Annotated in this window: 12 protein-coding genes and 1 riboswitch; of the genes, 11 read left to right on the forward strand and 1 reads right to left on the reverse strand. The window is 70.8% G+C overall.

The genetic code is table 11. The features are described 5' to 3' along the window. The first annotated feature begins 9 nt into the window (after positions 1-9). The 10 genes from ACFWY9_RS23670 (at position 10) to ACFWY9_RS23715 (ending at position 9,952) form a co-directional block, all read left to right on the forward strand. On the forward strand, positions 10-1,641 hold the full coding sequence (locus tag ACFWY9_RS23670) for a penicillin-binding transpeptidase domain-containing protein (RefSeq protein ID WP_378339931.1): 1,632 nt from the start codon (positions 10-12) through the stop codon (positions 1,639-1,641). Positions 1,642-1,799: 158 nt separating this feature from the next. Next, positions 1,800-2,495, forward strand: coding sequence for an ArsR/SmtB family transcription factor (locus tag ACFWY9_RS23675; RefSeq protein ID WP_378339932.1), 696 nt, complete (start codon positions 1,800-1,802; stop codon positions 2,493-2,495). 107 nt (positions 2,496-2,602) lie between these two features. Next, on the forward strand, positions 2,603-4,081 hold the full coding sequence (locus ACFWY9_RS23680; protein ID WP_378328778.1) for a potassium/proton antiporter: 1,479 nt from the start codon (positions 2,603-2,605) through the stop codon (positions 4,079-4,081). Positions 4,082-4,225: 144 nt separating this feature from the next. Continuing rightward, positions 4,226-4,915, forward strand: a complete 690-nt coding sequence (locus ACFWY9_RS23685) for a M23 family metallopeptidase (protein WP_378339964.1) — start codon at positions 4,226-4,228, stop codon at positions 4,913-4,915. Between the two features lie 85 nt (positions 4,916-5,000). Further along, a riboswitch (SAM riboswitch) is annotated at positions 5,001-5,115 on the forward strand. A 39-nt stretch (positions 5,116-5,154) separates the two neighbouring features. Next, positions 5,155-6,516: an aminotransferase class V-fold PLP-dependent enzyme gene (locus tag ACFWY9_RS23690; RefSeq protein WP_378339933.1), complete on the forward strand. Its 1,362-nt coding sequence runs from the start codon at positions 5,155-5,157 to the stop codon at positions 6,514-6,516. 76 nt (positions 6,517-6,592) lie between these two features. Next, entirely contained in the window at positions 6,593-7,195 is a 603-nt protein-coding gene (locus ACFWY9_RS23695) for a hypothetical protein (RefSeq protein WP_378328775.1), read from the forward strand. Between the two features lie 24 nt (positions 7,196-7,219). After that, positions 7,220-7,885, forward strand: a complete 666-nt coding sequence (gene lspA, locus ACFWY9_RS23700; RefSeq protein ID WP_378328774.1) for a signal peptidase II — start codon at positions 7,220-7,222, stop codon at positions 7,883-7,885. Then, positions 7,882-8,808: an RluA family pseudouridine synthase gene (locus tag ACFWY9_RS23705; protein ID WP_378328773.1), complete on the forward strand. Its 927-nt coding sequence runs from the start codon at positions 7,882-7,884 to the stop codon at positions 8,806-8,808. Before lspA ends, ACFWY9_RS23705 begins: the two co-directional genes overlap by 4 nt. 102 nt (positions 8,809-8,910) lie before the next feature. Next, complete coding sequence (locus tag ACFWY9_RS23710) at positions 8,911-9,807, forward strand: helix-turn-helix domain-containing protein (protein ID WP_378339934.1); 897 nt, start codon at positions 8,911-8,913, stop codon at positions 9,805-9,807. Beyond that, positions 9,773-9,952: a DUF397 domain-containing protein gene (locus tag ACFWY9_RS23715; protein WP_378339935.1), complete on the forward strand. Its 180-nt coding sequence runs from the start codon at positions 9,773-9,775 to the stop codon at positions 9,950-9,952. The genes ACFWY9_RS23710 and ACFWY9_RS23715 overlap by 35 nt, the downstream gene beginning before the upstream one ends. Positions 9,953-10,310: 358 nt before the next feature. Here the strand turns inward: ACFWY9_RS23715 and ACFWY9_RS23720 are convergent, their stop codons facing one another. Beyond that, the gene (locus tag ACFWY9_RS23720; protein WP_378339936.1) at positions 10,311-11,363 is read right to left on the reverse strand and encodes an AsnC family protein; all 1,053 of its coding nucleotides are present in this window, start codon (positions 11,361-11,363) and stop codon (positions 10,311-10,313) included. A 299-nt stretch (positions 11,364-11,662) separates the two neighbouring features. Here ACFWY9_RS23720 and ACFWY9_RS23725 point away from each other — a divergent pair, with 299 nt between their 5' ends. After that, on the forward strand, positions 11,663-14,980 hold the full coding sequence (locus tag ACFWY9_RS23725; RefSeq protein WP_378339937.1) for a DUF885 domain-containing protein: 3,318 nt from the start codon (positions 11,663-11,665) through the stop codon (positions 14,978-14,980). Positions 14,981-15,083: the final 103 nt, after the last annotated feature.

A 15,083-nucleotide genomic window follows, 5' to 3' on the forward strand; every position in this document is an offset into this window, starting at 1 on the left:
GGGTGGAAAGTGGGTCCTGCCAGAAGACGGGGAGTGCTGATCGGCGGCGCGGTCGGGGTGGTCGCGATCGTCACGGCCGCGGTAGTGGTCTTGACCAGTGGGAACGAAGCGCCGGCGAGCGACGCGGCGCCGGCGGGGAAGCCGGGTCCGGTGGCGGTGGATCCGACGGGGTTGGTGACGGAGTACCTGCAGGACCTCGCCGAGGCCAATCCCGACGCCGCGGGCGCGCTGACCGACGATCCCGCGGCGGCCGCGGTCGCATTGCGGGACGCGCGCAACGCGCTGATGCCGACCAAGACCACGGCGACGTTGAGCAGGCTCGATCCGACACCTGCCGGTGCGGCGAAGACCAGCGGCACGTTCGCCATGACGTGGACACTGCGGCCGGGGAAGACCTGGACCTACGACGTCCCGTTCGAGCTGACGAAGGCCGCGCAGGGCTGGCGGCTGCACTGGGTCCCCGCGTTGCTGCACCCGAAGCTGGAGCCGGGGCAGCGGCTCGTCGCCGCGACCGCTCCCGTGGATCGGCCCGCGGTGGTCGACCGGGACGGCAAGCCGCTGGTGATGGCGGGGCAGGCGGGGAACAAGCCCGCGGAGGGAAACCCGGCGCCGCTGCTGCAGAGTGTGTTCGCCGCGCAGGCCACGACGGCGAAGTCGGACGGGTTCGCCGTCCAGCGGGTCGACGCGTCGGGAAAGAACCTCGAAACGCTGTACGGCCAGGACGAGGACGGTGAGGGCAAGCCGCTCACCGCGTCGCTGAGCATCGCGACGCAGAACGCCGCACAGTCCGCTGTGGACGGTTACCGGGGCAGGGCGATCATGGTCGTGCTCCAGCCGTCCACCGGTGACATCCTCGCGGTGGCGCAGAACGCGGCGGCGGGCACCGAGCCGAAGGCGTTCAGCGGGCTGTACGCGCCGGGGTCGACCTTCAAGATCGTGACGGCCACCGCCGCGCTCGAACAGGGCCTCGCGACGGCCGATACGGCGTTGCCGTGCCCGGGTAGCGACCAGATCGGGACCCGGACGATCCCCAACGAGAACCACTTCGACAAGGGCACGGTCCCGCTGCACCAGGCGTTCGCGTTCTCGTGCAACACGACGTTCGGCAGGCTGGCCTCGCGGCTGCCCGCGGACGGGCTCGTCAAGGCCGCCGACCAGTACGGGCTCAACGCCGACTTCGAGATCCCCGGCCTGCAGACCGAGGCCGGGAAGGTCGTGCCCGCGACCGGCAACGACCGGCTGGTCGAGGACGGCATCGGGCAGGGGGACGTGCAGGTCAGCCCGTTCGGCGCGGCGCTGATGGCCGCGACGGCGGCGTCGGGCAAGGCCGTGACGCCGAAGCTGTGGCACGGGCTGGACACCACGGTCGCCAAGCCGTACTCGCCGCCGTCCGCCGGGGTGCTGAACGCGGTGCGGTCGATGATGCGGGAGGTCGTCACCACCGGCACCGGAAAGGCGGCGGCCGGGGCGGGGCAGGTCCACGGAAAGACCGGCACGGCGGAGTTCGGCGCCGACGGCCAGGCCAACGGCTGGTTCGTCGGCTACCGCGGCGACGTCGCCTTCGCTGTCCTGCTGGAGGGCGCGAACGACTCGAACCCGGCCGTCTCCCTCGCCGCGAACTTCCTCAACGCCGTCCACTGATCCGCTGGTCGGATGTGCTGAAGGACGCCTTCGGTGCGCTCGATGCACCGAAGGCGTCCTTCAGCGCGGCCAATGCACTGAAAGCGTCCTTCAGCTCGTTCGCACCGGGGCCCACGGTTCGGCCACGGCCGAACGGTCCGGCTTCTACGGTGGAGGACATGGAGACCATCGCACTGGCCGAGGTGGCCGCGGTGCTCGCCGACCCGAGCAGGGCGACGATGTGCCTGGCGTTGCTGGACGGCCGTGCGTGGACCGTCGGCGAGCTGGCCGCGGCCGCGCGGATCGCGGTGTCGACGGCGAGTGAGCATGTCACCCGGCTGGAGGAAACCGGGTTCGTCGCGCGGGTGAAACAGGGACGGCACGCCTACGTCCGCATCGCGGACCCGCGGGTGGCCGAGCTGATCGAGCACCTCGCGCAGCACGCCGACCGCCGCCCGGTCACCGGCCTGCGGTCCTCGGTCCGCGTCCGCAAGCTCGGGTTCGCCCGCACCTGCTACGACCACCTGGCAGGGAAGCTCGGCGTCGCGCTGCGCGACGGGATGATCGCGCGCGGGCTGGTCGACGTCGGCTCGGGGCTCACTCTCACGGCTCGCGGCCACGACGTGCTGGTTGAGCTGGGCGTGGACCTCCCGAACGGTGGGCGGCGGCCGCTGCTGCGCGACTGTCTGGATTGGACGGAGCGCCGCGAGCACCTCGGCGGCGGCGCGCCCGCGGCGTTGCTGGAGCGAGCGCTGGCGGCGGGCTGGGTCGAGCGGGGTCACCAGGCGCGCGCGATGCGGGTGCTGCCCGCCGCGGTGGAACCGTTCGCAACGCTCGGTGTCGACCTCGACACGCTGGAAGAGCCCGCATTTTGATGTTTCTTTAACACACCGGGTGAGCGTCACTGGGCGTCGGTACACGATCGTGTGAGCACCCCGCCTCCTTATCCTGAGAGCCCACGGCGACCGGGAAGGGAGGCGACATGGATCAGCTTCCCGTGCTGCTCGGAGTCGGCGGGATCGTGCTGCTCGCCTCGGTGGTGGCCGTGCGCCTGTCCGTCCGGCTCGGGCTGCCCTCGCTCCTGCTGTACCTGGGAATCGGCGTCCTGCTGGGCGAAGCCGGGTTCGGCGTCCGCTTCGAGAATCCCGAGCTGACGCAGTCGCTCGGCATCGCCGCGCTGGTCCTGATCCTCACCGAGGGCGGGCTCACCACGCGGTGGCAGGCGGTGAAACCCGCGCTGGGGCCTGGAATCGCACTGTCCACTTTGGCCGTCGTGGCGAGCGTGGCGGTCACCGGCAGCGCGCTGCACTGGCTGCTCGGCCTCGACTGGCGGCTCGCGCTGCTGTGGGGCTCGGTGCTTGCCTCCACCGACGCGGCCGCGGTGTTTTCCGTGCTGCGCAACGCCGGGGTCGGCAAGCGGCTGGTCGGCATGCTGGAGCTGGAATCCGGCCTCAACGACGCGCCCGCCTACATCGCCGTCGTCGTGCTGGCCACCGGGTCCACAGTGGACTGGACGCTGCCGCTGCTGGTGGTCTACGAGCTGGCCGCCGGGCTGGTGATCGGCCTGCTGCTCGGCTGGCTCGGGGCACTGGCGCTGCGAAGAGCGGCGCTGCCCGCCACCGGTCTGTATCCGCTCGCCACGGTGTCGGTGTGCGTCCTGGCGTTCTCCAGCGGTCAGCTGGCGCACGCTTCCGGCCTGCTCGCGACGTACGTCGCCGGGCTGGTGCTGGGCAATTCCCGGCTGCCGCACCGATCCGACACACTGTCCTTCGCCGAAGGCCTCGGCTGGCTCGCCCAGATCGGGCTGTTCGTGCTGCTCGGCCTGTTCGCCTCGCCGAACAGGCTGCTGGAGACGCTGGTGCCGGGCCTCGTGGCGGGCGCCGTCGTCCTGCTGCTCGCGCGTCCGCTCTCCGTCCTGCTGTCGATGCTCCCGTTCCGCGTGCCGTGGCGGGAACAGGTGTTCCTGTCGTGGGCCGGCCTGCGCGGCGCGGTGCCGATCGTGCTCGCGATGATCCCGCTGTCCCAGGGCGTGCCGGGCGCGCAGCGGCTGGTCGACGCGGTGTTCGTGCTGGTCATCGTGCTGACCCTGGTGCAGGGCGCGACGCTGAGCCCGCTCGCGCGGGTGCTCGGCCTTGCCCGGCACGCCGAACCGCACGAGGTCGAGGTCGACTCCGCGCCGCTCGACGAGCTGGGCGCCGAGCTGTTGCAGGTCCGCATCCAGGCCGGATCGCGGCTGCACGGCGTGTACCTCTCGGAGCTGCGGCTGCCGGTGGGGGCGACGGTCAGCCTCGTGGTGCGCGACGGCGCCGGGTTCACGCCCGAGAAGACCAGCCGTCTTCAGGAGCACGACCAGCTACTGGTGGTGACCACCGAACGGGCCCGGAGTGCCACGGAACGCCGGTTGCGGGCCGTGGACCGGGCAGGCCGCCTGGCCCGCTGGAAGGGCGAATCCGGGCGCTAGCTCACAAAACCGGCCTCGATGGTTGGTGGTTTTCCGTAGAAATCTCCACCGTGTGTTCCCTTGACGCATCCTTTCGGGCTAACGTGCGCTCGCATCGTCTACCTCGAATGGGTGAGCTTCTCGGGCTAAGGAGTACACACGGTGATGCTGAAAATGCGCGCACGCTGGGCCGGTCTGGCCGCCGCGACGACGGCAGGAGCGTTGTTCCTGGCCCCCACGGCCTCCGCCGCGGACACGTTTCCCGCCTTCGCCCTGCCGTTCGCCTCGGGCCAGCTCGTGTATTCGGCCGGGATCCACTCCGACGACGGCGGCAGCGGCGTCAAGAACGCCATCGACTTCAGCCCGGCCGACAAGACCGTCCGCGCCCCGCTGGCCGGGATCGTGCACCTGCAGCACTGCGCCGAAGGCGACTGGGTGACCATCGACCACGACGGCGGCTGGCGCACCGGGTACTACCACATGGAGAACATCCAGGTCGCCGACGGACAGCGGGTCGTGCCCGGCGCCGTCCTCGGCTCCACCGGCAATGCTCTGCCCTGCGGCGGCAGCACCACCGGTGCCCATGTCCACTTCACGCTCTGGACGCTGCCCGCCACGACGGCGTCCGGGAACTCCGGCGACGCAAGGGATTGGCGCGCTCGCGGGAACTGGAGCGGGCTGTCCTACGCCGAGGTCTCCGGCGAGCTGGCCGCCGCGCTCGGTGAGCCGATCGACGGCAAGGAGCTGGGCGGATGGCGGTTTGCGGCGGGCGCCGAGCAGTACCAGGGGACGGCGACGCACCTGACCGACCAGTCGGTCGTCCGGCTGCCGGGCCGCTTCCGGGTGACGGCGTAGACCGCAATTCCGGAGAGTGACGGCCGTCTCAGTCACCCGGAAGGGGCTGGATCGGCGCGCGCGGTGTCGGCTATCTTCGTCGTCAGGTCATGAGTGTCAGCGCTAAGCCCCGGCTTGCTGGCCGGCAACCCTCCAACCGCGGTGGGGTGCCCCGGGTGAGGACCGGGCCTGTCGCGAGGTGCGGCGGGCAAGCGCGGGCCCCTCGCCGGGGGTCCCCCGGACCGCCGAGGAGGCACCCGATGACACTCGCCGTCGATCGTCAGAACACCACCGAAACCACGGTTACCGTTGCGCCGCAAGGAATTCCCGCGGTCACGGGTGCCGGGCTGAGCGTTCCGCTCGTCACCGGCGGCGAGATCGGCTACGCGAATCTCGACCACGCCGCGAGCGCGCCTTGTCTGGACGCCGTGCGCCGCGCGGTCGACGAGTTCCTGCCCTGGTACGCGAGCGTGCACCGCGGCGCCGGGTTCGCCTCGCAGGTCTCGACGCGGCTTTACGAGCGCACACGCGACATCCTGCGCCGGTTCGTCGACGCGCGTTCGACCGACACCGTGGTGTTCACCCGCAACACCACCGATTCCTTCAACCTGCTCGCCCGCAGCCTGCCCCGGCACACCTCGGTCGTCGTCTTCGACACCGAGCACCACGCCGCGCTGTTGCCGTGGAGGGGGCCGAACGTCCGCCGGATCCCTACCCCGCGCACCCGGCTCGCCGCGGTTTCCGCTGTGGACGAAGCGCTCGCGGAATGCCCGCAGGGGCCCCGATTGGTGGTCGTCACCGGAGCGTCCAATGTGACCGGTGAGCTGCTGCCCGTCGCGGAGATCGCGGCGGTGGCCCGCCGCCACGGCGCCCGGATCGCGCTCGACGCCGCCCAGCTCGCCCCGCATCGCCGGATTTCCTTGCGGGAACTGGATGTCGACTACGTCGCGCTGTCCGGTCACAAGCTGTACGCGCCGTTCGGTGCCGGTGCGCTCGTCGGCCGCGCGGACTGGCTCCGTGCCGCCCAGCCCTACCTCGCCGGTGGCGGCGCGACCAAGCTCGTCACGGGCGAGGCCGACGACCTCGGTGTCGTCTGGAACGCCGGACCGGAACGGCACGAGGCGGGTTCGCCCAACACCGTTGGCGTGTATGCCCTCGGCGTCGCGTGCGAGCAGCTCGCCGCGCACTGGGACGCCGTCGGCGCACACGAGGAGGTCCTGCTGGCCCGGCTGCGCAAGGGCCTCGCCGCGATCCCGGGCTGCGCCGAACTGCGGCTGTTCGACGCACCGGTGGACCGCGTCGGCACGGTGAGCTTCGTGGTCGACGGCTTCGAGCCCGGCTGGCTGGCGGCCGTCCTTTCGGCCGAGTACGGCATCGGCGTCCGCGACGGCGCCTTCTGCGCGCACGTCGCGACCAAGCGGCTCATCGGCGTCGCCGGGGGAGCGGGGCAGCAGGCGGTACGGGTCAGCCTCGGCCTCGGCAGCACCACCGAACACGTCGACCGGCTCGTGCTCGCGCTGCGCCAGATCGTCGCGCGCGGCGCCCGCTGGGAGTACGCGAAGCAGGACGGCCGCTGGGCGCCGGTCGGCGATCCGCGCGAACTGCCCCCGTTCTGCGCCTGAGCTGAAGGGGACTTTCGTCGCATCCCATGCACGGAAAGTCCCCTTCAGCTCATGGGCGATCCGCTATCGTGGCGCGATGGGAAATTCGCGGCCACGGTACTGGTTTCCCTTGGCGCTGCTGGGATTCGCGCAGCTGATCCTGGTCGCGGCCGAGATGCCGAGGGCGAATGGATCTTTCGGCTACTTCGCGAATGTGCGTGAGTACCCGATGACCGAGTCCACCGCGGTCGCGGTGCGCGTCTCAGCGCCCTACGGCTGGTCCGGCGCGGGCACGGGCTGGTTGTGGGTGCTGGCGGCGGCCGTCCTCGGCGTCGCGATCTGGTACTTCGTCCTGGCCCGGCGCGCGGGCAGCCCGCCGCGCACCGGCCGGTTCGCACTGCTCACGCTCGGCGCGCTCGTGGCCGTGCCGCTGCTCGACCTCGTCGGATACTGGCAGTTCCGGCTGGACGCCGACGTGCGGGGCCCGATGATCGCGACGCTCGGCCTCGTCCTGCTCGCCTGGTTCGAGCGCAGCGTGCTCGTGCTGGTGGTGACGGCGGTGTTCGTGCTGGCCGCGGTGGTGCTCCTGCCCGGCATCGCCGGGGTCCTGGTCTCGGCCGTGGCGCTGCTGGCCGGGGCGTTCGTGGCGCTCGCCGGGCCGCGGCGGGGACGTCCGGAGCCTGCCGCCGACACGGACTGAACGCGTGACGTGGACAATGGACCGGTGAGCACCGAGTCCTCCCCGTCCGAACCCGAGACGACCCCGGCCGCGGACCTACCGCCGAATCCGGCCGTGACCAGCGAATCCGCGGTTTCCGAGCCGGAAGAGGCGAGCCCGTCGAAGGCGCTGCCGAGGCGCACGGTGGCCATCGTGTTCGCCGTCGCGGTCGTGATCTGGGTGATCGACCTGGTCACCAAGAACCTCGCCGCGGCGAACCTGGAGGGCAAGGAACCGGTCCGGGTCCTCGGCGGCCTCGTCTACCTGCAGCTGGTGCGCAACCCCGGCGCGGCGTTCTCCATGGCCACCGGCATGACGTGGGTGCTCGCGCTGGTCGCGGCGGCGGTCGTCGTCGCGATCGTGTGGCTGTCGCGCCGGCTGCGCTCTGTGGGCTGGGCGATCGGGCTCGGCCTGGTGCTCGCCGGTGCGCTGGGCAACCTGACCGACCGCATCTTCCGCGCGCCCGGCCCGCTGCAGGGCCACGTCGTCGACTTCATCTCCGCCTTCGCCCCGAACGGCCAGGGCTGGGCCATCTTCAACATCGCCGACTCCGCGATCTGCGTCGGCGGCGTGCTGATCGTGCTGTTGTCGTTGCTGGGCAAGGACTACGACGGGACCTCGACGAAGGACAAGAAGAAGGCAGCCGCCGAAAGCGCCGGGGAACAGGCGTGAGCGCGCGGATGCTGCCCGTCCCGGACGGGCTCGACGGCATGCGCGTCGACGCCGGGCTCGCGAAACTGCTGGGACTGTCCCGCACGGTGGTCGCGGAACTCGCCGCGTCGGGCGACGTGCTGCTCGACGGACGTCCCGCCGGCAAGTCGGACCGCCTCACCGCGGGCGGGCTCCTCGAAGTGACGCTGCCCGATCCGGAACGGCCGATCGAGGTCGTCGCCGAACCGGTCGAGGGCATGCTGATCCTGCACGACGACGAGGACATCGTCGTCGTCGCGAAGCCCGTCGGCGTCGCCGCGCACCCGAGCCCCGGCTGGGCAGGCCCGACCGTGATCGGCGGTCTGGCCGCGGCGGGCCTGCGGATCTCGACCTCGGGCTCCGCCGAGCGTCAGGGCGTCGTGCACCGCCTCGACGCGGGCACCAGCGGCGTGATGGTGGTGGCCAAGAGCGAACACGCCTACACGGTGCTGAAGCGGGCGTTCAAGGAACGGACCGTCGACAAGGGCTACCACGCGGTCGTCCAGGGCCACCCGGATCCCACGCGCGGCACGATCGACGCCCCGATCGACCGGCATCCGCGCCACGACTACAAGTTCGCCGTCGTCACGGGCGGCCGTCCGAGCGTCACGCACTACGAGGTCACCGAGGCTTTCCGTGCCGCGTCGTTCGCGCAGATCAAGCTGGAGACGGGCCGGACCCACCAGATCCGCGTGCACTTCTCCGCGCTACGGCACCCGTGTGTCGGCGACCTGACCTACGGCGCGGACCCGGTGCTCGCGCGGAAACTGGGCCTCTCGCGCCAATGGCTGCACGCCAGGACGCTCGCCTTCGCGCATCCCGCGGACGGCCGGTGGGTCGAATTCGAGGCCGAGTACCCGGACGATTTGTCGGGCGCGCTCAAGATCCTCCGCGACGAAACCTGATTTTGTTGCACTAGCTGAAACAGCTCCCGCGTTCGGGCGGATTGTGCCGACGCGCGCGGAAAACCGGTTCATCGCCACTCTCCGTGAGTGATGATGACTCCCATGGCGATGGCCGATTCGGATCCGACAGTCCGCGCGCAGGAACTGGGCGCGGCGATGCGCGAACTACGTGAAGAAGCCGGTTTCACCGTGCGTGCCGCCGGGGAGCGCATCGATGTGTCCGCGAGCAAGATCAGCCGCATCGAGACCGGTAAGAACGCCATCGCGGTCGAGGAAATCGCCGCGCTGCTGGCGGTCTACGAGGTGACCGGCCCGAGGCGCGCGAAGCTCATCGCCCTCGCGAGGGAGGCGGACCAACGCGGCTGGTGGCAACGCAGCGCGCCTACGTTCGCCGAACGGCAGGAAACCTTGATCTCGTTGGAATCCCGTGCGCTGATGATCACCAACTTCGAGTTGATCGCTATCCCTGGGCTCCTCCAGACCGGCGAGTACACCCGGGCGATCATGGTCGAGTCAGGCCTGATCGAAGACGGTGATGTCGAGAAACGAATGGTGACGCGGCTGCAGCGTCAGTCCGTGCTCATGCGGCGTCAGCCTCCTGGTCTGGTGGCGATCATCGACGAGTTCGCGCTGCGCCGGGTGATTGGTGGTCGCGCGGTTCAGCGTCGCCAACTGGAGCACCTGGTGGTCATGGCGCAGCGGCCCAACATCGTCATCCATGTGGTCCCGAACGACGATCGCGGTCATGCCGCGATTGCTGGCGGTTTCACGGTCCTCCGGCGCCCCGAAGGCGGTCCGGTGGTGTTTCTGGGGAATCACACCTCAAGCCTCTTCCTGGAGGAACCCCCAGAGGTCCTGCAATACGAGGAAGTGACACGTCAGGTGCTCTTGCGTGCGCTCGGTCCGGCAGAATCGGCAGAGTACATTGCCGAACAGGCAACTCTGCTAGACACGGGAGAGCCGCGTGAAAACCCATCGCAACGAGCTGACCTGGGTTAAGAGCAGTTACAGCACGACAGACGAGAACTGCGTCGAGCTGGCGTTCCCCGGCCCGGACGTACTGGTCCGCGACTCGAAGGCCCCCGAAGGCGGCACCCTCCACCTCTCCACCGCCGCCCTGTACGCCCTGCTCCACAGCCTCTGACACCCGCGCCACTGTCCACACAGGACACCTCCGTCGCCGTCCTGCCCGATTGGTCCCCCTTTGTCTGTATCCTCAAGTCCGTGAATGCCACATCGAGGGAGTCAGAGTCCCTCGATGTGGCATTCACAGACCACGGCCCCTCCCGCGCGGGACCACCTCGGCCAAACAGCTCCGGAAGTCCGCTGCACGGAGCCTGTGATCGAAATTCACGGGCCGAGGAGGGGCTTTCGTCTCGCCACGCGAGGAAAGGCGCCTCGGCCTCGTCCCCCGGTGGCTCCAGGCTGAACGTCCCGAACGAGCGTTCGCGACATCACCCGCCGCCCAAGGCCCCCACGGACCACACTGTCGTCCCGGGTGATCAGTCCTCGATGGACCAGGTGATGCTGCGTTCGTCCGGCTCCGGCCGCGGGCTCCAGCGCACCGACACCACGCGCGTCGCGTCCGGCAGCACGTAAACCGTGTGGCCGCCCAGCGTCTCGCCGGGGCGCACGCCGATCTTGTGCGGCGGTCGCGAAGTCAGCGACACCGGTGCCTTGCCGATCGCCGTGCCGTCCGCGGTGAGCAGTTCGAGGTAGTTGTCCGGCAGCGAGGCGAACGGGATGTTCCCGCGGTTGGTGATCTCGGTGTGCACGACGACCGAGCGTTCCCCGTCCTCGAGCCGGTAGCCCGCGGCGCCGAACAGGTAGTCCGCCGGGTCCTGGACCTCCAGGAGCTGAACCGTGAGCTGCTCGCCCTCCAGCCCCTGCGTCTCCAGCACGTCCCCGGTCCGGCCCTGCTTCCCGGCCGCCTGCGGGGCCGGCGCCGGTTCGTCCCCGCGTGCCCATGACGACGACTGCGGCAGGCCCCAGGTGCTGAACGCCGGGTCGACCGCGGCGGGCGGGGGAGCGGGAGCGAACTGCTGCGGCGCGGGCGGACGCTGCTGGGGCGGGGCCACGGGCGGCGGTCCGGGATAGCGGGCCGAGGGCGTCCCTTGCACCGTGTACGCGCCCGATGGCGCGCCCTGGACCGCGTACGGGCCGGACGGCGCGCCTTGCACTGTGTACGCCCCCGAAGGCGCACCCTGCACGGTGTAGGCGCCCGATGGCGCGCCCTGCACCGGATGCGGTGGGTGCGGAACCTGCGGCGGCCGCTGCTGAACAGGGGCTTGCTGGGCCGGGGTCTGCTGCGACGGCGGCTGGACCGGGCGATTCGCCCACGACGGCGGCGCTCCCGCGATGGCGGCACGCAGGCCCTGCGGATCGCTTTCCACACCCACGAGCAGCGGCAGCCCGCTGCCGGACAACGCGACCAGCCGGTAGGCGACCTCGCGCGGATCCATGCCGACCTTCGCCGCGAGCTCGTGCACGGCGGCCTTGCCCAGGTCGGCGAGCGCGGCGAGCAAGCGGGTATCGACGGGATCTGTCACAGCCACTCCCGGAACGCTACCGTCTCGCCCCCGCGGACGCGTCGAAGGCCGCCCACGCCCGGCGGGTCCCAACGGAGCCAGGCCCGGTTGCGACAAGGGCGTCCCTGGGTGCGCTGGACGCACCGGGGGCGTCCCTCGGTGCGGCCAACGCACCCAGGGCGTCCCTCGGTTCCAGCCGCCCGGGACGCTCGCTGTGGACAAAACCCGGTACGAGCGGACCGTTCGTACCGGAGAGCGGCGGTGGCGCCGGAGTTGTGGTTAGGGTCGGAGACAACACCGTCCGCGCACCTTTGGGGGCCCACGCCATGACCGCAGTCGCCGCGCTCGCCGACGAGTTCGTCGAGGAGTTGTTCACCGTCGATCCGCTGACGCCCGCCCTGCTCGGCCTGCGTTCGGACGCGGCGGGGCTGGGCGATTTCACCGACGCCGCCGAGCAGGCACACCGGGCGAAGCTCGTCGAGTTCGTCGAGCGGGCACAGGCATTCGACGACGCCGCTCTCGACAGCCAGGACAGGGTCACCCGTGACGTCCTGATCAGCTCCGCCCAGGGGCGGATCGACCTGATCGACAGCCGGTCCGCCGAGTTCACCGTGAGCGACCTGTTCATCGCACCGGCCTCGGGGCTGCTCACCGCGTTGCCGATGGTCTCGGTGACCGCCGGCCCCGCGGCCGAGGCGCAGCTGGGCAGGCTGGCCGCCGTCCCCGAGTACCTCCGGCAGGCCGCGCAACGGCATCGTGACGGCATCGCCGCCGGCCGGGTCCCGGTGGCGCGGCTGGTACAGAGTGCCGTGGCGCATCTGGATCGCTACCTGGCCGACCCGTCGGCGGATCCGCTGCGGCGTCAGCCCGCTCCGGACGAGGAGTTCGCCGCCAAGCGCGAGGAACTGCTGCGTGACGTCGTGCGGCCCGCGTTCGCCGAATACCGCGACGTGCTCGCCGCCGAGATCGCGCCACACGGGCGTCCCGATGACAAGCCCGGCGTGTGCTGGCTGCCCGGCGGCGAGGAGATCTACGCCCGGTTCGCGCGCAAGCACACCACCACCGACCGCTGCCCGCGTGAGCTGCACGAGACCGGCCTGGCGCTGATCGCCGCGCAGGCCGAGGAGTACCGGACGCTGGGGGAGCGGGTCTTCGGCACCCGCGAACTCCCGGAGATCTTCGCCAAACTGCGGACGGATCCGTCGCTGCGCTGGTCGGGCGCGGAGGAGCTGTTGCAGAGCGCTCGCGACGCGATCACCCGCGCGGAGGCGGAGGCGCCGAAGTGGTTCGGCACCATCCCCGAGCAGCCCTGGGTTCTCGAACCGATCCCCGAGGAGGTGGCGCCGGGCGCGCCGCCCGCGTACTACATGCCGCCCGCCATCGACGGATCCCGCGCCGGCACGTACTTCGCGAACACCCACAAGGCGACCGACCGGTTCCGTCAGGCGTCCGAGGCCACGGCGTTCCACGAGGCCATCCCCGGCCACCACTTCCAGCTGAGCATCGCGCAGAACCTCACCGAACTGCCCCTGCTGCGCCGCATCGGCGACTTCAACGCCTACGTCGAGGGCTGGGGCCTCTACACCGAGCGGCTCGCCGAGGAAATGGGGCTGTACTCCGACGACGTCTCACTGCTGGGGCTGCTGACCGTGGAGTCGATGCGGGCCGGCCGGCTGGTGGTCGACACCGGGTTGCACGCGCTCGGCTGGAGCAGGCAGCAGGCGGTGGACTACCTCGTCGAGCACACGCCGATGGCGCAGGTCGAGATCGAGTCCGAGGTCGACCGGTACATCGCCTACCCGGGCCAGGCACTGTCGTACATGGTGGGGCGGCTGGAGATCCAGCGGATCCGCGCCGCGGCCGAGCGCAGGCTCGGATCGCGGTTCGACATTCGCGCGTTCCACGACGTAGTGCTCTCCGGCGGCGCGCTGCCGTTGTCGGTGCTGGACACCGTGGTGTCCGACTGGGTCGCCGGGCACGGCGACACTCCCAACGGGCTCGCCGAGGACCTGACCGCGTTGCTGTTCGAGGCCGATCCGCTGTGGCCTTCCCAGCTCGGGCTGCCGGGTGACCACGACCGGCTGGGCGATCCGAGCGCGGAAGCCGCGGCGCGGCACCGCGAGGCCTGCCTCGACATCGTGACGCGGGCCGAGGCGCTCGATCGTGGCTCGTTCCCCACCGAGGAAGCGCTCACGCGCGACGTCGTGATCTCCCAGGCGCGCAACGTCATCGACGCGCACGACGCGCGGCTGTTCGAGTTCTCGGTCAGCGACGGGCTCAGCTCACCCGCGCTGACCCCGCTGGTGTTCCTGCCCAGCATCGTGCTGGACGACGAGGCGAAGGCCCGCGGTTATCTCGCCCGGCTTGCCGCGCTCGGGCCGTACCTCGACGCGGTGATCGCGCGGCAGCTGGCGGCGCTGAAGGAGGGCTTCGTCCCGGCGGACTTCCTGGTGCGGATCGGCGTCGGCTACGTCGACCGCTATCTCGGCGCCCCGGACAACGACCCGCTGCGGGTCACCCCGAGCGTGACCGTCGAAGGGTTCGAGGCTGAACGGGATCGGCTGCTCACCGAGGTCGTGCGGCCCGCTTACCAGCGGTATCGCGACTTCCTGGCGAACGAGGTCACCGAACACGCCAGGCCCGAAACCGAACCGGGCCTCGGGTACGTGCCCGGTGGGCGGGAGAAGTACGAGGGCATGATCCGCGTGGAGACCACCACGTCGAGGACCCCGCGCGAACTGCACGACACCGGCCTCGAGGTGATCGCGAAGCTGGCCGACGAGTACCGCGAGCTGGGCTCGCGGGTGTTCGGCACGACCGATCTCGCGGAGATCTTCGAGCGGCTGCGCACCGATCCGGAGCTGCGCTGGCGCGACGGCGAGGAGCTGCTCGACGCGGCTCGCGCCACCATCAAACGCGCAGAAGCCGTTGCACCGCAATGGTTTTCGACGGTTCCGGCGGCCGAGTGCGTGGTCGCGCCGGTCCCCGAAGCCGAGGGGGCGGGCGGCACGACCGCGTACTACCTCGAGGCCGCCTTGGACGGTTCGCGGCCGGGAACGTACTTCGCAAACACCCACGAGGCGAGCAGCAGGCCGAAGTGCACGAGCGAGGCGATCGCCTTCCACGAAGCCGTTCCAGGGCACCACTTCCAGCTGAGTATCGGGCAGAATCTCACCGAACTGCCGCTGCTGCGGCGCATCGCGCACGTCAACGCCTACAGCGAGGGCTGGGGTCTCTACGCCGAGCGGCTGGCCGACGAAATGGGGCTGTACTCCAGCGACGTGACCCGGCTCGGGATGCTGATGCAGGACTCCCTGCGCGCGGCGCGATTGGTGGTCGACACCGGGTTGCACGCGCTCGGCTGGAGCAGGCAGCAGGCGGTGGACTACCTGCGGGAGCACACGCCGGTGGCGCTGCTGGAGGTCGAGGCCGAGGTCGACCGGTACGCCTCGATTCCGGGGCAGGCGCTGGGATACATGGTGGGACGGCTGGAGATCCAGCGGCTCCGCGCCGAGGCCGAGCGGGCGCTCGGGGACCGGTTCGACATCCGCGAGTTCCACGAGGTCGTGCTGGGCCACGGGACGCTGCCGCTCACCGTCCTGGAAACCGTCGTCACCGACTGGATCGCCGCCCGCACGTCCTGACCCGGCGCCGCCCCAGCGCCGATGGCATCGCCTGATGTCGCGAACGCTCCGTTAGGACGAAGAAAAAGACCCAATGGTGGGTTGGGAGAAAAAAACAAACCGG

Origin of the sequence: Amycolatopsis sp. NPDC059027 (assembly GCF_042739735.1) — a bacterium.
GTDB lineage: Bacteria > Actinomycetota > Actinomycetes > Mycobacteriales > Pseudonocardiaceae > Amycolatopsis.